Genomic DNA, 16,625 nt, shown 5'->3' with positions numbered 1-16,625 from the left:
CTTAGCCCTCCTTGTTTGGCGGCCAGCCATTGGTGTTGATGTTCGAGCTCCATTTGAGGAACTCGGCGATGTCATCCACCTCCTGGTCACTCAACTTGAACTGCGGCATCGCGCGCCGGCCGGGTACGCCCAGTGGCTGCATTTTCATCCAGGCATGCAGAAAGGGTTTGAAGCCCGCTTCCCCACCGCGCCGCTGGAACACGTTGCCCAGCTCAGGCGCAAAGTAGGCGCCCTCGCCCAGCAGCGTGTGGCAGCCGATGCAATTGTTTTGCTCCCAGACCAACTTTCCGCGCACCACGGATTCGGTGAGCTGCGCCTCATTGCTGCGGGCCGGAAAGGTCTGTTCCGTGTGATAGGTCAAGGCCAGGAATATCAGGAAGAAGAAGATGCTTCCCCCGAAATAGATATTCCTGGCCATGCCTTTGGTGAAGGTCTCTGACATGGTCGCTTCCTCTTTGCTTGGCCCGTCCATGATAGGAAGCGAAGGGTTGGAACCTGCTTGATGGCGATCAAGAAAGTCAGATGGTTTTGGTCGGGTATTACTGACAACGCAGATCGAATGTGGGAGCGAGCCTGCTCGCGAAGGCAGAGTGTCAGTCAACTTGGATGTTGAATGTGACGGCTCCTTCGCGAGCAGGCTCGCTCCCACGTTGAAAGTCGGGCTGTTTTACGGGCTGTATTCCTTCAGCGGACCACCTCCAGCGTCAGGCCTACAACCGCCGCCAACACCAGAGCCCAGCTCAACATCAACCGGCGCCACAGTCGCGGCGCGTGGCGCATCTCCATGAAGCCATCGGTGATCAGCCACGCCTTGCCCACCGCCACCAGCAAGATGGCCATCGACAGCAGCGATGTCGCGCCAACGTGGGCCAACGCCACCGTGCACACACTTAACGTGGCAAGCGCCGCCCAACAGGCGAGCAATACCCTGGAAACAGACATGAGAACCTCGTCAACTCAGCACGTAGACCAGCGGAAACAGCATGACCCAGATCAGATCGACCATGTGCCAATAGAGCACGCCGGATTCAAACCCGCTGCGCTTGCTGGCGTCGTACAAGCCACGGCGACAGCGCTCCGCGAGCCACCCGAGAATGACCATGCCGAGCAGTACGTGGAGAAAATGAAAACCGGTGAGGATCCAGTAGAGGGTGAAAAAGGTGTTGTGCTCCATGCCCAGCCCCGAGGCGAGCAAGTGCCGGTATTCCGTGAGTTTCAGCACCACGTAGACACTGGCGGCGAGTAACGCCATCAGCAGGAAGACCGCACCGTGACGCGGCCGCGAGCGCCTGACTTGCTCCTGCGCCAGCGCGGCGAACAGCCCCGCAGTGAGCAGGCTCAGGGTCATCGCCAACCCGGTTGAGGTGTTCAGCAACAGGCGGCTTTCACTGAACATCTGCGGTTTGAGCGCTTGGGTCACGGCGAACGCCAGGATCAGGATGGCGAACACCGACAGCTCGGCCAGAATGAAAAACCACATCGCCAGATCGCCCGGCAAGTGACGGCGCAAGACGCCCGTGGACTCAGCCGAAGTGGACATCAACCACGTCCATCAGCGCGGCAACGGTCAACGGATCGTCGCTCAGCGGCTCGGCCAGGCAGGCCATGCAGGCCTCACGCGGGCTCATGCCGGAGCGGATCATGCGCGCGGTAAAGATCAGCAGCCGCGTTGAGGCGACCTCTTCCAGATCATGTTGATCGAGCCGGCGCAGCGCCTGGCCCAACCGCACCACTTGCGCCGCCAGCGCGGTGTCCACCTGGGCTTCCCGGGCCACGATACGTTCTTCGTCGGCCACCGGCGGATAGCCGAAACGCATCGCCACGAAACGTTGGCGGGTGCTGGGTTTCATGCCTTTGAGCAGGTTCTGGTAACCGGGGTTGTAGGAGACCACCAGCATGAAGGACGGCGGCGCCTTCAGCACTTCGCCGGTGCGTTCCAGGAACAGTTCACGACGATCATCGGCCAATGGATGCAACACCACCACGGTGTCCTGACGCGCCTCGACCACTTCGTCGAGGTAACAGATGCCGCCTTCACGCACCGCGCGGGTCAGCGGTCCGTCCTGCCACCAGGTGCCCTGGGCACCGATCAGGTGGCGTCCGATCAGGTCGGCCGCGCTCAGATCGTCATGGCAAGCCACGGTGTACAGCGGCAGTTTCAGCCGATGGGCCATGTGCTGGACAAAGCGGGTCTTGCCGCATCCCGTCGGGCCTTTGATCAGCACCGGCATGCCGTGTCGCCAGGCTTGCTCGAACAGCGCCTCCTCATTGTTGAGCGGTTGATAGAAGGGTTCGCAAGACGGGTTACGGTCCATGGGCTGCCTGTTCCAAAAGCGGATTCAAGGAACACGCTACGGGCCCCTGCGACAACCTGGCAAGTGAGATGGCCGGCAAACTTGATCGTCGTCAAGCGAACATTGGCCTGCTCGGGCATAGCCTTGCACGGCACTAAGAACCTGCGTTCTGTGCTGCCGTTTCAGCACATCGCAAAGGTCTTGCCTGAGGAGAAATGGAATGCTGATCAGCAATAGAAAAACGTTTGCCCTGACCCGCGCTGCATTGTGTTCGTCACTGGCCCTGGTGGTGGGTCATGCCGCCAGCGCTGAAGAGCCCGCCGCAGTGGTGGCCAACCTGCCCATGGTTAAAACTGCTGGCGCTCCCGACATGAGCCAGGCCGAGTTCGACTCATCCAAGGAAATCTATTTCCAGCGCTGCGCAGGCTGCCACGGCGTTTTGCGCAAAGGAGCCACGGGCAAACCGCTGACGCCGGACATTACCCAAAGCCGCGGGCAACCATATCTGGAAGCCTTGATTACCTACGGGTCACCGGCGGGCATGCCGAACTGGGGGACGTCCAATGCGCTGACCAAGGATCAGATCACGGTCATGGCCAAGTTCATTCAGCACACGCCGCCGACGCCACCGGAATGGGGCATGGCCGAGACGCTGAAAACCTGGAAAGTGTTGGTCAAACCCGAAGATCGTCCGAAGAAGCAGCTGAGCAAACTCAACCTGCCGAACCTGTTTTCGGTGACGTTGCGCGATGACGGCAAGATCGCCCTGGTCGACGGTGACAGCAAGAAGATCGTCAAACTCATCGAGACCGGTTACGCGGTGCACATCTCGCGGATCTCTGCCTCAGGCCGCTACCTGCTGGTGATCGGTCGAGACGCCCGGATCGACATGATCGACCTGTGGCCGGTGGAGCCGACCAAGGTCGCCGAAGTCAAAGTGGGCATCGAGGCGCGCTCGGTCGAGACCTCCAAGTTCAAAGGCTACGAAGACAAATACACCATCGCCGGTTCTTATTGGCCGCCGCAGTTCACCATCATGGATGGCGAAACCCTGGAGCCGAAGCAGATCGTTTCGACCCGCGGCATGACCGTCGACAAACAGGAATATCACCCCGAGCCTCGGGTCGCAGCGATCATCGCCTCCCATGAATGGCCGGAGTTCATCGTCAACGTCAAGGAAACCGGCAAGGTCATGCTGGTCAATTACCAGGACATCAAAAACCTCACTGTCACCTACATCGATGCCGCGCCGTTCCTGCATGACGGCGGTTGGGACAGCACGCACCGCTACTTCATGACCGCCGCCAACAACTCCAACAAGGTCGCCGTGATCGACTCCAAGGAGCGCAAGTTGACCGCACTGGTGGACGTCGGCAAAACCCCTCACCCGGGTCGCGGCGCCAACTTCAACCACCCGACCTATGGCCCGGTCTGGGCCACCAGCCATCTGGGTGATGACGGCATCTCGCTGATCGGCACCGACCCGACCAAACACCCGCAATACGCCTGGAAGCAGGTCGCCTCGCTCAAGGGTCAGGGCGGTGGATCGCTGTTCATCAAAACCCATCCCAACTCCCGTCATCTGTACGTCGATACCACCCTCAACCCGGATACAAAACTCAGCCAGTCAGTGGCGGTGTTCAACCTCGACAAACTCGACGCCGGCTACACCGTGCTGCCCATCGCTGAATACGCGGGCATCAAGCAAGGCGCCATGCGCGTCGTGCAACCGGAATACAACAAGGCCGGCGATGAAGTCTGGTTCTCCGTGTGGAGTGGCCAGGCAGACGAGTCGGCGCTGGTGGTGATCGACGACAAAACACTGAAGCTCAAGTCAGTCATCAAGGACAAGCGACTGATCACACCCACCGGAAAGTTCAACGTCTACAACACCCAACACGACATCTATTGAGCTCCATCAATGCAAGGAAACACCATGAAAAATACTCTGTTTTCACTGTTCGCCCTGACCGCTGCGCTGAGTGTGCAACCGGCCATGGCCCAAGACGCGCTGGAGCTGTTCAAGAGCAAACCCTGCGCAGCCTGTCATTCCATCGACACCAAGATTGTCGGCCCTGCGCTCAAGGATGTAGCGGCCAAGAACGCTGGCGTACCCGGAGCCGTGGACACCCTCGCGAGCCACATCAAGAACGGTACACAAGGCAACTGGGGGCCGATGCCCATGCCGGCCAACCCGGTGACTGAAGAAGAAGCGAAAACGCTCGCGACTTGGGTACTGACACTCAAATAACCGCCAGGAGGGCGTCTTGATGGTGTATCGACACGCTGTGATTCTGGCGGCCCTCCTCCTCATTTGCGCAACCGCGGTTGCGGCGCCGGACGCCCAGCGTCAGGCGCAACTCGAACACCTGCTGACCCAGGACTGCGGTGCCTGCCATGGGCTGCACCTGACTGGCGGGCTAGGCCCCGAACTGACGCGCGCAGCGCTGGCCGGCAAATCCAGGGACAGCCTGATTGCCACCGTCACCCAAGGCCGGCCCGGCACCGCGATGCCCGGTTGGGCCCCGTTGCTCAGCCCCGGCGACATCCGTTGGCTGGTCGATCTACTTCTCCAGGGATATCCCGCACCATGATCCGTTCAATCCTGCTGTCAGCGGCGACCGGGCTGTTGTTGTCCGCTTGCGTTCAGCCACCATTGCGTGGCACCGGCGACTTGGGCCTGGTCGTGGAGCGCGCCACCGCCAGCGTACAAATCATCGAAAGCGACACCCACACCGCACTGGCCCGACTCGAGGGTTTGGGCGATCTGTCCCATGCCTCGGTGGTGTTCTCCCGTGACCAGCGCTACGCCTATGTGTTCGGGCGCGACGGCGGGTTGAGCAAAATCGACTTGCTGACCTGGCGTATCGACCATCGCGTCATCCAGGGCGGCAACAGCATTGGTGGCGCCATCAGTCAGGACGGCAAGCTGATCGCCGTGTCCAACTACGTGCCCGGCGGGGTCAAGGTCTTTGATGCCGACACCCTTCAGCAGGTGGCCGATATTCCGGCCACGCCCCTGGCCGATGGCAGCAAGCGCTCCCGGGTGGTCGGCCTGGTGGACGCGCCGGGGCAACGTTTCGTGTTCAGCCTGTTCGATACCGGCGAGATCTGGACCGCCGATTTCAGTCAGGGCAGCACACCACAAATCAGCCGTTTCACCGGCATTGGTGAGCAACCCTACGACGCCTTGATCACCCCGGACGGACGCTATTACATGGCCGGCCTGTTCGGTGAAGACGGCATGGCGCAACTCGACCTCTGGCATCCAGAACGCGGCGTGCAGCGAGTACTCGGCGATTACGGACGCGGTCAGGCGAAACTCCCGGTCTACAAGATGCCGCACCTGGAAGGCTGGGCCGTCGCCGATAACCAGGCCTTCGTGCCCGCCGTCGGCCGGCATCAAGTGTTGGTGATGGATTCACGCACCTGGCAGCAGACCGCCGTGATTCCGGTGGCCGGCCAACCGGTGTTCGTCACGTCGCGCCCGGACGGTCGGCAGCTGTGGGTCAATTTCGCCTACCCGGACAACGATCGGGTTCAGGTCATCGACACCGAAACCCACGCCGTGGTCGCCGATCTGCGCCCCGGGCCAGCGGTGCTGCACATGGAATTCACCGCACGCGGCGACCAATTGTGGCTGTCATTACGCGACGGTGATCAGGTCCAGGTCTGGGATCCGTACCGCCTGAAGCTGCTGAGCACCCTGCCCGCCAGAGCACCGAGCGGCATCTTCTTCAGCAGTCGCGCGCAGAAAATGGGGTATTGAAATGGACCTTGAACGACTCAGCCGCCAACTCATCGACCGCTTTCAGCACGGCATGCCGCTGTGTCCGTCACCGTACAAGGAGATGGCCAGGATTCTCGGTTGCCGCGAATCCCAGGTGATGGCCTGCCTGGAAGAAATGGATCAGGCCGGCACCCTCTCACGCATCGGCCCGGTGTTCGAACACAGCCGCGCCGGGGCCAGCACCCTCGCCGCCCTCGCCGTGCCCGCCGACCGCCTGCAACAGGTGGCCGATCGCGTCAGTCAGTACCCGGAGGTCAATCACAACTACGCACGGGAGCATTTCTACAACCTGTGGTTTGTGCTGACCGGCCCTGATCGCCAACACATCGACCGCGTGCTCAAGGAACTGGAGGACGACACCGGCCTCATGCCGCTGGACCTGCCGATGTTGACCGCCTACCGCATCGACCTGGGCTTTGCCCTGGGAGAAAACTCATGACACCAGGATTGAACCCCAAACAAGCATTGGCGCTGCGCCGGCACCTCGAAGGCGGGTTGCCGCTGGTGTCGCGCCCGTATCAGGCTCTCGCCGAACGGCTCAACGCTGACGAAAACCAGGTGCTCGAACAGATGCGCCAATGGAGCGAGCTAGGGCTGTTTCGCCGTATCGGCCTGGTGCTGCACCATCGAGCGCTGGGCTTTACCGCCAACGCCATGCTGGTGCTGGATGTTCCCGATGCGCTGATTGACGAAGTCGGCCAGCGCCTGGGGCGAGCGCCCGGCATCAACCTCTGCTATCAGCGGCCCCGGCGCCTGCCGCAGTGGCGGTACAACCTGTTTTGCATGGTGCACGGGCGTCAACGTGAGCAGGTTGAGGCGCAGATCCAGGCGTTGTTGGAGGAGCATCTACTGAGCGACCTGCCCCATCAATTACTGTTCAGCACCCAGGTCTTCAAACAGTGCGGCGGCCGTTTTGCGCCCTCGCGCACCGGAGTACCGACCCATGGATGACCTCGACCGCCGACTGATCAACCGTTTGCAATTGGGCTTGCCGCTGGTGCGCCACCCCTGGCGGGTATTGGCGGCCGAACTGCAGAGCAGCAACACTGAACTGCTCGACCGATTGCACACCCTGCTCGCTGATGGCGTGCTCACACGCTTCGGCCCGATGTTCGACATTGAACGGCTGGGCGGCGCCTTCACCCTCGCCGCGTTGGCGGTGCCGGAAGAACGTTTCGATGACGTCGCCGAACAGCTCAATGGCCTGCCGGAAGTGGCGCACAACTACCGACGCGAACACGCCTGGAACATGTGGTTCGTGCTTGGCTGCGCGACCGAAGAAGGCATCGCCGAGACGCTGCAGCGCATCGAAACCCTGACCGGCCTGCCCCTGCTCAACCTGCCTAAGGAGGAGACTTACCATGTCGGTCTGTATTTCCCGGTCTGAAGACACCCTCGCCCAGCGTCTGATTGCGTTGACCCAGGCCGGTCTGCCGTTGCTGGATGACCCGTGGGCGTGGCTCGCCGAACAACTGGAATTAAGCATCGAATCCACCCTGGACCTACTTAAGCGCTTGCAGGCCGAGGGCGCGATTCGGCGCATTGCCGCCGTACCCAATCACTACCGACTGGGCTATCGCCACAACGGCATGACGGTCTGGGATGTGCGCGACACCGACATAACGCGCCTCGGCGCGCTGATCGGCGCGCAGCCTTTCGTCAGCCACTGCTATCGCCGCCCGCGCCGAACCGGATGGCGCTACAACCTGTTCGCCATGGTGCATGGCCGCAGCCGCGATGAGATCAACAGCTACCGCGAGCACCTGCGCTATTTGTTGGGCGAGGCCTGTTTTGCCGACGAGATGCTGGTGAGCAGCCGCATCCTGAAGAAAACCGGCTTGCGATTACCTGTCGCTTCGCACTGAACACGCCCTGACTCAAGGAGAGTTGCATGTTGAGGATCAGCCAATACCTGCGTGCGCTGGCAGGCCAGGCGCCTGCACCCAGAACCAGTCCACCGGGCAGTAACCGGGCGCCGGTGGTGATCTGGAACCTGCTCAGGCGCTGCAACCTGACCTGCAAACATTGCTACGCCACCTCGGCCGACAGTGTCTTTCGCGACGAACTGGATACGGCCGCCGCGCTGACCGTGATCGACGATTTGCATGATGCCGGGGTGAAGGTGTTGATACTTTCCGGTGGCGAACCGCTGTTGCGCGAGGATCTGTTTGTGCTCAGCGCCTACGCCCGGGCCAAAGGTTTCTTTGTGGCCTTGTCCACCAACGGCACGCTGATCGATGAGCAGAACATTGCGCAGATCAGCGCAGCGAATTTCGATTACGTCGGCATCAGCATCGATGGACTGGAAGCCACCCATGACGCTTTCCGCCAACTCAAGGGCAGCTTCGCCCGCTCCATGCAGGCGATCCGGCTCTGTCGCGAACAAGGCATTCGCGTCGGGCTGCGCACTACCCTGACCCAGGAAAACCATCCGCAGTTACCCCAATTACTGGCGCTGATGCGCGAGTTCGACGTGCAGAAGTTTTATCTGTCGCACCTCAACTACAGCGGTCGCGGTAAACGCAGTCGCAAACTCGACGCGCACCAGCAGATGAGCCGCGAGGCCATGACGTTGATCTTTGAGCGAGCCTGGGAAGACATCCAACAGGGGCGCGACAGCGATTTTGTCAGCGGTAACAACGATGCCGATGCCATTCTGCTGCTGCAATGGGCAGCCCTGCGTATTCCCGAGCATTACCCACGCCTGGAAAACATGCTCCGCGCCTGGGGTGGCAACGCCTCCGGCAGCGGCATTGCCAATATCGACAACACCGGCGAAGTGCACCCGGACACCTACTGGTGGCAGCACTCGGTGGGCAATGTCCGCCGCACGCCGTTCCGCACGTTGTGGCTGGATCAGCCGGATGCCCTGCTGTTGCGCTTGCGTGAGCATCCCCGCGCCGTCGGTGGTCGTTGCGCGCAATGCCGCTGGTTGCCCATCTGCAACGGCAACACCCGCACGCGTGCCTGGGCCGAGGGAGATCTGTGGGGCCAGGACCCCGGCTGCCACCTCAGCGATGACGAAATCGGTGTTACGCCGTCAACGAACATCCCTGCATCACCCACTGAATAGCCCGTCCGGCCAACCACCTGACAAAGGCTGGGGCCGGCCAACCTGATGAAGCACCAAGGACGTCCCATGCCTCCATCAATTGCTATACCGGCCACACTTGAGTCGCCGTTCCGGCCGGGCGAAGTTGCCCTGGTCGGCGCCGGCCCCGGCGATCCACGCCTGCTGACCCTGCGCGCCTGGAGCCTGTTGATGCAGGCCGACGCCGTGGTGTACGACCGGCTGATCAGCCCCGAACTGCTGAACTTGATTCCCCTGACCTGCGCTCGGCATTACGTCGGCAAGGCCAGTGGCTGCCACAGCCTGCCCCAGGAACAGATCAACGAGCTGCTGGCCGACCTCGCCGATCAAGGGCAACGCGTGGTCCGGCTCAAGGGCGGCGACCCGTTCATTTTCGGTCGCGGTGCCGAGGAGCTGGAGTACCTGCTGCAACGCGGCATTGATTGCCAGGTGGTGCCGGGAATCACCGCCGCTTCCGGCTGCAGCGCCTATGCAGGCATACCGTTGACCCACCGCGACCTGGTCAATTCCTGCCGGTTCATCACCGGCCATTTGCAACGCGATGGCGAATTGTCGTTGCCCTGGAGCAGCCTCGCCGACAGTAGCCAGACGCTGGTGTTTTACATGGGCTTGTCGAACCTGGGGATCATCGCTCAACGCTTGATCGAAGCCGGGCTGTCGGCCGACACACCGGCGGCGCTGATCAGCAACGGCACGCGACCCGACCAGCACGTCGCCCGAGGCAAGCTGCACCAATTGCCGACCCTCGCGCGGGATTGTCCACCGGGTATTCCGACACTGACGGTAATCGGCTCAGTGGTCGATATGTTTGACGCAGAACAGCTGGAATACCCGGCGCGACTCTACCCGACCCAAGCCCTGCTACGTCGCGCCAAGGTGGCGATATGAGGCGCATCGTCCTTGCCCACCTGTTAGGGGTCAGTGCGGCCCAGGCCGGCGCAGCAGTGCCGGCACTTGAACACGCGGCGCAACTCTATCAGCAGCATTGCCAAAGCTGTCACGGTATCAACCGTCTCGGCGGCGCTGGGCCGGCGTTGTTGCCTGAGAGCCTCAGCCGGATCAAACCTGATGAAATCCGCAGCGTGATTCAAAACGGTCGCCCCGCGAGCCAGATGACCGGCTATGCCAACGTGTTCAGCCCCGCGCAGATCGACGCGCTGGTGGATTACCTTCAGCAACCGCCTGCCACCCCGCCCACCTGGAGCAATGACGACATTCTCGGCAGTTACTCGATGCTCGCGGACCTGAGCAAACTGCCCTCCACGCCCCAGCACGGCGCCGACCCGATGAACCTGTTTGTGGTGGTAGAAGCTGGCGACCATCACATCGACATCCTCGACGGTGACCGATTTGAGGTGCTCACGCGGTTCGCTTCGCACTTCGCCGTGCACGGCGGGCCGAAGTTCTCGCCCGATGGGCGCTTCGTCTACTTCGCTTCCCGTGACGGCTGGATCAGCCTGTATGACTTGCACAACCTGAAGCTGATCGCCGAGGTCCGCGCCGGCCTTAACACCCGCAACCTAGCGGTGAGCAAGGATGGACGCTGGGTGCTGGTGGGCAACTATTTGCCCGGCAACCTGGTGGTGCTCGATGCCCGCGATCTGTCGCTGGTCAAAACCATCCCGACCATCGGTCAGAACGGTACCGCGTCACGGGTCAGCGCGGTTTACTCCGCCCCGCCGCGCGACAGTTTCATCGTCGCACTCAAGGACGTGAAGGAAGTCTGGGAGCTGTCCTGGGCGGGCACACCGGATTTCGAACCCCGGCGGATTCCTGCCGGGGATTTTCTCGATGATTTTTCCTTTTCGCCGGACTACAAACAGCTGCTGGCCACGTCGCGCAAGGCCCAGGGCGGCCAGGTCATCGACCTCGACAGCGGCAAGGTGGTCACCGACATACCGCTGCCGGGCATGCCGCATTTGGGGTCGGGGACCTATTGGAAACGCAACGGTGAATGGGTGTTCGCCACGCCGAATATCAGCAAGGGTCTGATCTCGGTCATCGACTTCAAGACCTGGAAACTGATCAAGGAAATTCCGACCCTGGGGCCCGGGTTTTTCATGCGCAGTCATGTCAACTCGCGGTATGCCTGGACTGATGTGTTCTTCGGGCCCGACAACGATGCGATCCACCTGATCGACAAACAGACGCTGGAGATTGCCCACACCTTGCGCCCGATGCCCGGTAAAACCGCCGCTCATGTTGAGTTCACTCGCGACGGCCGCTACTTGCTGCTGAGCATCTGGGCCACCGATGGCGCGCTGATCGTCTACGACAGCAACACCTTGCAGGAGATCAAACGCATTCCGATGAACAAGCCTTCGGGCAAGTACAACGTGGGGAACAAGATTGAGTTTGCCGAGGGGACTTCGCACTAGGCCTTGGGGGTATATCCGTTTCTTTGGTAACGGCGGCTATTGGTTTCGCTTTTACCCTTTTCGTTCGGTGGGCCTCTCGAGGGGGCGACTACCGCAAAAACACTGCGAGGCGGCCTACCGGCCGGCCTGTATCTTCAAGCGTACGCATTCCCCTGTGGGAGCGAGCCTGCTCGCGATGAGGCCCTGTCAGTCGACATCAATGTTGAATGTAAGTCCGCCTTCGCGAGCAGGCTCGCTCCCACAGTTGGATTTTTGGCGGGCATGACATAGAGGTCCACCGCCGATGACCTTGACAGACATCAGGTCGGCTATCAGGCCGCCTCGCTTTGGCTTTTGATCTGGCTTTTGAGCTTGATCTTGATCTGCCCCGTCGGAAGGCCGAGCGCAGGTTCTGCGCAGTGGGCAGCGCGGCAAGGATGCCGCGGTAGCCGCCCCCGGCCATGGATGGCCGATGGCGGCGGGCCCACGGAGCAGGACCGGAGCGAGGGCATGCCGAGCCTAGGCGAGGCACCGTACGTCAGGGGCGAAAGCGTTTGGTTACTTGGCGCTTTTCCAAGTGACCCGCTGTAAAAGCGGAACCAATAGTAGCCGTTACCGCAGAAACGGATATGTACCCCGAACGGACTTCAGCCCAAGGTGTAACCGTTATCAACCTTCCAGTCCTGGCCGTAAACACCCCGAGCGCCCTGCGACAGTTGAAAAACAATCACATTGGCCACCGCCCCTGCGTCGAGAAAGTGACCGGGCAACAGACGTTTACCCAGGGTGTCGGCGACGTCGCCGAGTTCCCCCTCGCTCAACCCCAGGTTGTCCCACATCGCGGTGGCGGTCGGTCCCGGCGAGACCAGATTAATGCGCACATCAAAGCTCGCAAACTCCACCGCCAACGTCCGCGCCTGAGCCGCGAGCGCCGCCTTGCTGGCAATGCAAGCGGCCAACCCGGGAAAGCTCGAGCCGGTCAGGAAGCTCCCGACAAACACCACCGAAGCCGGGCTCGCCAATTCACCGCGTAACGCCGCCAGGGTGTTCAACGCCCCGGCGCCGTTGACCGCCCACTGACGCTGGAAGGCCTGCATATCCAGGCTGTCGGCCATCTCGGCGACACCCGCGTTAGGCACCAAATAGTCCACGGGGCCCATCGCCGCAGCGCGCTCGGCCAGTTCGCTCAGGTCTTGCTGACTTGTGACGTCCCCGGCAAACCACTGCAACCGCTCGCCGTAGATCTGCTGCAAGGCCGGCAATTCACCGAGGGTCCGTGACATCGCCAGCACCTTAACCCCGCGCGGTAACAGCGCGGCGCACAGCGCAAGGCCGATCCCGGAGCTGGCACCTGTGACCACCGCCAAACGATCTTGAAACTCGGTTTTCATCATTTTCTCCTGGGCATCACGGATGCCAGCACTGGGGACGTAGCGAGCCCTATCTTTGAGCAGGAGACGAAAAAACGACTTGACGGCGATCAGGCTTTTAAAACGACGTTAGTGCTGTGCCAGCAGCGCCGGAGTGATCTCGCTGAAGCGCAGCAAGCGACCGCCCTGTTCAGCGGCAAGCTTTTCAGCGGCCTCGCGACTTGAGAACGACGCCAGCACCACGCCCATGGCGCCTTTGAGTTGGGTACCGACCACGTAGAAGGCGTCTTTGGCATCGATCAGGTGGGCGTCATTCGGCGCGTTCCACGGGCTGCGGCCCATGTCATGGACATACAGTTTGGCATCGCTATGATGGTTTTCCGGCTGCAACCACCAGCCGATCATTTCCGCCGTGGAACAGAACTTCTTGATCCCCGCTCGCTCGACCACTTCGCCCTTGGGCCCGGGGAATCCGTCGATAATCATCCCGCAGACATGGCATTCATCACTGGGATGAAAGGCCGCGGCGGTGTCGCTGTAAGTGGCTTGCACTGGGTTGTCACAGGCCGTCAGCAGGAGGCACATCATCAGGCCCGCCACCGCGCGCATCGTCGTCAGATAAAACGCATTCATCGTCAACTACTCCAAAACCATCAAAGTGAAAATTCATGTCGCCCGGCGACGAAACAACAACCAGGCCGAACCCAATGGCACCGCCACCCACAGCGACAGGCATAGCCAGAGCATCGAGCCCGGCATCGGCAAATCGCTGCCAAGCGTCAGCACTCCCGTGTTGCCGGCACCGGGTTCAAAACCGGAAAGGTTGATCAGGCGATAGATGTCAGCGGGATTGAGCAGCAGCAACCAGGGCAGCACTTTCGGGTTGAACTGCCCTTCGCTGAGCACCAACAGCGCCAGCAGGGCCAGGTCGAACACCAGCACGAAGAAGAACCACACGCCCAGTGCCAGCCCGGCCGCCGTGGATTTTTCGGCCGACGCACTGCTCAGCACATAGGCCAACCCCAGAAACCCCCAGCCCAATAACGTCGACGACGCCATGAACCGACCGAAGGCCCAGAGCAGCAGGCTCAGTTCGACGTTGTCCACCAGCACCGCGATGGCCAGCATGGCGCAGCCGAAACCGATCAGCGTCGCCAGCGCCAGGATCAACCCGTGGCCGACAAACTTGCCGAGCAGAATCTGCCCGCGACCCAAGGGGTACGTCAGCAACAGCAGCAACGTGCCGCTCTCGTCCTCGCCGACGATGGCGTCATAGGCCAACAGCAACGCAATCAACGGCATCAAAAACGTCGCCAGACTGGCGAGGCTGGCGATGGTGGCCGGCACCGAGGTGAAACCCAACTGCCCGGAGGCCGCGGCGCCCAGCCAGGCGATGCCGATGGCCAGCACCGCGAACAACACACTGATTGCCAACAACCAGCGATTGCGCAAACCGTCACTGAATTCCTTGCGGGCCATGTTCCAGACAGCGTTCATACGGCCTCCCCGATTGGCGCCGCACCGGCCCGGCTCATGTAGTAGCGGTAAATATCTTCCAGCGACGGTTGATGGATTTCCACGTCGGCCGGCTCGTCTTCATTGAGCAGCTGGCGCAACAGCCCGAGCTTGCTGCCATTGAGTGCGGCCACTTCAAGACCTTCGACGCCCCAGCGCTCGGTGAGGTGCCCGGCGTTGTTCCAGCGTTGCTGCAAGGGCCCGGCGTGCTTGAGGCCGTTGGCGCGAATCAGCGTCGGCAACCCGGCTTCCTCGCGCAAACTGCGTAGGCTCCCCAGTGCCAGCAGACGTCCCTGGGTCAGAATCGCGGCGCGGTTGATGTGCGCCTCGACACCGGGCAAGACGTGGGAACACAGAATGATGCTGGTGCCTTGGCTGCGCAGGCGATCGAGCAACCGATACAAGTCCTGAGTGGCGATGGGGTCGAGGCCGACTGTTGGTTCGTCGAGCAGCAACAAACGCGGCTCGCCGAGTAGCGCCTGCGCCAGCCCCAACCGTTGACGCATGCCCTTGGAGTAGGTCTTGACCCGCCGATGCGCCGCACCGGCCAGGCCGACTTCCTCCAGCAGTGCGTCCACTTGGGCGGACGCGGCGCCTTTGAGTCGCGCGAAATGGCGCAAGGTTTCAACACCGCTCAGCTGCGGGTAAAACGTCACGTTCTCCGGCAGATAACCGAGCAGGCGTCGTACGTGGGGATCGCAGGGCAAGCGACCGAACACCCGGACCTGCCCTTCGCTGGGCTGGAGCAGGCCCAGCACCAGTTTCATGCTGGTGGTCTTGCCCGCGCCGTTATGACCGAACAAACCCAGCACTTCACCTTCCGCCAGGCTGAGGTTGAGCTGATGCAACACGGTGGCATGCCCATAGCGCTGGCTGACGCCTTCGATGTCGATGACGTTCATGAGTTGGGCTCCTGGGTCAGGGGTTGAGTGGATGATTTCATCAGCGGATGGCTGTCCAGCACCCCCGGCGATTTCATCACAGGAAAGGCCCGTTGCACCCAGCGCAGCAACTCGATGCCGGGGCTGTTCATCAACAGTCGTACCTGCGGGTACAGCCAGAGCAGGCGGTCGACGTTGTCATTGGGTTCGTAGGCGATATCGCCGAGGCCGTCGTTGTTGCGGTCCCAGCCCAGGTAATCGCTCCAGTAGTTACCACGGCCATCCACCGACCATTCCTGCAAGCGGGTGGCGACGTACTTGACCTGCCGCTGGTTGCCGACAAACGCGTTGTCGGCGATGCGGTTGTCTTCCGAGCCGGCGGTGAGATGGATGCCCACGGCGCTGTGCTCGAAGTGGTTGTGTTCGATGCTGTTGAACAGCGAGTTGTAGATGAACAGCGCCTTGCCCTCGGCGCCGCTGATCATGCTGTCGCCGGTCGAGCCGTCGCGCACGTCAGTGACGAAGTTGTCACGCAAGGTTGAATAGGTGATGTAGTTCATCAGGATCCCGTAGTTCTGGTCCTGTTCGGAGCGATTGCCGATCACCGTGAGCTTGCGGCTTTGCATCAAGGCGTAGCCGGTGCGGGTGCGGCGGGTGGTGTTGCCGATCAGTTGGTTATCGTTGGCGAACATGTAATGCACCCCGTAGCGCAGGTCTTCAAGGGTATTGCCCTGCAGCAGGTTGCCGTTGGAGGTGTCGATGTAGATGCCATCGCGGGTGTCGCGCACCTGGTTGCCAATGACCTTGGCGCCATGCACGGCATACAGGTGAATGCCGTTGCCGCGATCTTGCGAACGCATCGCCGGATCACCCTGAATGCGGTTGTCGATCAGGCTCACATCCTGAGTGCCGTCGACCCAGATACCGAAGCCCTTACCCTGCAGGCGATTGCCTTTAATCACCGCACCATGGGCCTTGGGCTGGATAAACACCGCCGCATTCATGGCGGTGAGGTCGTGTCCCCAGTTTAGAAAGGTGCAGCCTTCGATGGCGACATCCGGCGCGCTGATGATCACACCGTTGCCCTGCCCCTCCCCCTGAAATACCGCGCCGGGCTCGCAGAGAATCTGCATCGGTTGATCGACACTGAACGAGCCCCGGTATTCCCCCACCGGCAGGTGCCAGCGTTGATTGGCGTCCACCCGCAGCGGCAACGAGGTGATGGGTTGCACCGCCAGCGCGCTGCCGGACATCAGCAGGAGCGCAAATGCAATGACCGTCACCGGGTTTCCCTTGCTATCAGTCATTGCTTCGCTCCTGTCGATGG

The 16,625-nt window shown here is 61.6% G+C and carries 20 protein-coding genes; 11 read left to right on the top strand and 9 right to left on the bottom strand.

The annotated features are described in order from the left end of the window. Nucleotide 1: 1 nt before the first annotated feature. The 4 genes from JIO00_RS14175 to JIO00_RS14160 all read right to left on the bottom strand — a co-directional run bounded on the left by JIO00_RS14175 (nt 2) and on the right by JIO00_RS14160 (nt 2,315). On the bottom strand, nt 2-442 hold the full coding sequence (locus JIO00_RS14175; protein ID WP_010460184.1) for a c-type cytochrome: 441 nt from the start codon (nt 440-442) through the stop codon (nt 2-4). A 242-nt stretch (nt 443-684) separates the two neighbouring features. Beyond that, nucleotides 685-942, bottom strand: a complete 258-nt coding sequence (locus JIO00_RS14170; RefSeq protein WP_200668537.1) for a cytochrome C oxidase subunit IV family protein — start codon at nt 940-942, stop codon at nt 685-687. 10 nt (nt 943-952) lie between these two features. Beyond that, complete coding sequence (locus JIO00_RS14165; protein WP_200668536.1) at nt 953-1,540, bottom strand: cytochrome c oxidase subunit 3 family protein; 588 nt, start codon at nt 1,538-1,540, stop codon at nt 953-955. Continuing rightward, nucleotides 1,524-2,315, bottom strand: a complete 792-nt coding sequence (locus JIO00_RS14160; RefSeq protein WP_010460176.1) for a CbbQ/NirQ/NorQ/GpvN family protein — start codon at nt 2,313-2,315, stop codon at nt 1,524-1,526. Before JIO00_RS14160 ends, JIO00_RS14165 begins: the two co-directional genes overlap by 17 nt. A 322-nt stretch (nt 2,316-2,637) precedes the next feature. Between JIO00_RS14160 and nirS the strand changes: the two genes are divergently transcribed. The 11 genes from nirS (at nt 2,638) to JIO00_RS14105 (ending at nt 11,553) form a co-directional block, all read left to right on the top strand. Then, nucleotides 2,638-4,206 (top strand): nitrite reductase, encoded by a 1,569-nt coding sequence (gene nirS, locus JIO00_RS14155; protein ID WP_231990971.1) that lies wholly within the window; start codon nt 2,638-2,640, stop codon nt 4,204-4,206. Between the two features lie 24 nt (nt 4,207-4,230). Beyond that, entirely contained in the window at nt 4,231-4,545 is a 315-nt protein-coding gene (locus JIO00_RS14150; protein WP_042932083.1) for a c-type cytochrome, read from the top strand. 19 nt (nt 4,546-4,564) lie between these two features. Beyond that, on the top strand, nt 4,565-4,888 hold the full coding sequence (locus JIO00_RS14145; protein ID WP_017338897.1) for a c-type cytochrome: 324 nt from the start codon (nt 4,565-4,567) through the stop codon (nt 4,886-4,888). Then, the gene (locus JIO00_RS14140) at nt 4,885-6,063 is read left to right on the top strand and encodes a cytochrome D1 domain-containing protein (RefSeq protein ID WP_200668534.1); all 1,179 of its coding nucleotides are present in this window, start codon (nt 4,885-4,887) and stop codon (nt 6,061-6,063) included. Before JIO00_RS14145 ends, JIO00_RS14140 begins: the two co-directional genes overlap by 4 nt. 1 nt (nt 6,064) lies before the next feature. Next, on the top strand, nt 6,065-6,523 hold the full coding sequence (locus tag JIO00_RS14135) for an Lrp/AsnC family transcriptional regulator (protein ID WP_010460166.1): 459 nt from the start codon (nt 6,065-6,067) through the stop codon (nt 6,521-6,523). Further along, nucleotides 6,520-7,035 (top strand): siroheme decarboxylase subunit beta, encoded by a 516-nt coding sequence (gene ahbB / locus JIO00_RS14130; RefSeq protein ID WP_102593703.1) that lies wholly within the window; start codon nt 6,520-6,522, stop codon nt 7,033-7,035. Before JIO00_RS14135 ends, ahbB (JIO00_RS14130) begins: the two co-directional genes overlap by 4 nt. After that, on the top strand, nt 7,028-7,471 hold the full coding sequence (locus JIO00_RS14125; protein WP_200668532.1) for an Lrp/AsnC family transcriptional regulator: 444 nt from the start codon (nt 7,028-7,030) through the stop codon (nt 7,469-7,471). Before ahbB (JIO00_RS14130) ends, JIO00_RS14125 begins: the two co-directional genes overlap by 8 nt. Then, entirely contained in the window at nt 7,446-7,949 is a 504-nt protein-coding gene (gene ahbB / locus JIO00_RS14120; protein WP_200668530.1) for a siroheme decarboxylase subunit beta, read from the top strand. Before JIO00_RS14125 ends, ahbB (JIO00_RS14120) begins: the two co-directional genes overlap by 26 nt. A gap of 26 nt (nt 7,950-7,975) precedes the next feature. Then, on the top strand, nt 7,976-9,157 hold the full coding sequence (gene nirJ / locus JIO00_RS14115) for a heme d1 biosynthesis radical SAM protein NirJ (protein ID WP_200668528.1): 1,182 nt from the start codon (nt 7,976-7,978) through the stop codon (nt 9,155-9,157). 66 nt (nt 9,158-9,223) lie between these two features. Then, a complete protein-coding gene (cobA, locus tag JIO00_RS14110; RefSeq protein WP_200668527.1) occupies nt 9,224-10,063 on the top strand; it encodes a uroporphyrinogen-III C-methyltransferase in 840 nt (279 codons plus the stop codon). Further along, the gene (locus JIO00_RS14105; RefSeq protein ID WP_200668526.1) at nt 10,060-11,553 is read left to right on the top strand and encodes a nitrite reductase; all 1,494 of its coding nucleotides are present in this window, start codon (nt 10,060-10,062) and stop codon (nt 11,551-11,553) included. Before cobA ends, JIO00_RS14105 begins: the two co-directional genes overlap by 4 nt. A gap of 626 nt (nt 11,554-12,179) precedes the next feature. Here JIO00_RS14105 and JIO00_RS14100 read toward each other — a convergent pair. The 5 genes from JIO00_RS14100 to JIO00_RS14080 all read right to left on the bottom strand — a co-directional run bounded on the left by JIO00_RS14100 (nt 12,180) and on the right by JIO00_RS14080 (nt 16,605). Beyond that, nucleotides 12,180-12,923: an SDR family NAD(P)-dependent oxidoreductase gene (locus JIO00_RS14100; RefSeq protein ID WP_102593707.1), complete on the bottom strand. Its 744-nt coding sequence runs from the start codon at nt 12,921-12,923 to the stop codon at nt 12,180-12,182. 108 nt (nt 12,924-13,031) lie between these two features. Continuing rightward, nucleotides 13,032-13,535, bottom strand: coding sequence for a nitrous oxide reductase accessory protein NosL (locus tag JIO00_RS14095; protein WP_200668525.1), 504 nt, complete (start codon nt 13,533-13,535; stop codon nt 13,032-13,034). Between the two features lie 33 nt (nt 13,536-13,568). Next, the gene (locus JIO00_RS14090; RefSeq protein WP_010460145.1) at nt 13,569-14,399 is read right to left on the bottom strand and encodes an ABC transporter permease; all 831 of its coding nucleotides are present in this window, start codon (nt 14,397-14,399) and stop codon (nt 13,569-13,571) included. Further along, on the bottom strand, nt 14,396-15,319 hold the full coding sequence (locus JIO00_RS14085) for an ABC transporter ATP-binding protein (protein ID WP_010460143.1): 924 nt from the start codon (nt 15,317-15,319) through the stop codon (nt 14,396-14,398). Before JIO00_RS14085 ends, JIO00_RS14090 begins: the two co-directional genes overlap by 4 nt. Further along, entirely contained in the window at nt 15,316-16,605 is a 1,290-nt protein-coding gene (locus JIO00_RS14080) for a nitrous oxide reductase family maturation protein NosD (protein WP_077748417.1), read from the bottom strand. The genes JIO00_RS14085 and JIO00_RS14080 overlap by 4 nt, the downstream gene beginning before the upstream one ends. Between the last annotated feature and the right edge of the window lie 20 nt (nt 16,606-16,625).

It is taken from the genome of Pseudomonas sp. SW-3 (assembly GCF_016615645.1).
Lineage (GTDB): Bacteria > Pseudomonadota > Gammaproteobacteria > Pseudomonadales > Pseudomonadaceae > Aquipseudomonas > Aquipseudomonas mandelii.
This window is presented reverse-complemented; position numbering and strand designations above follow the sequence as displayed.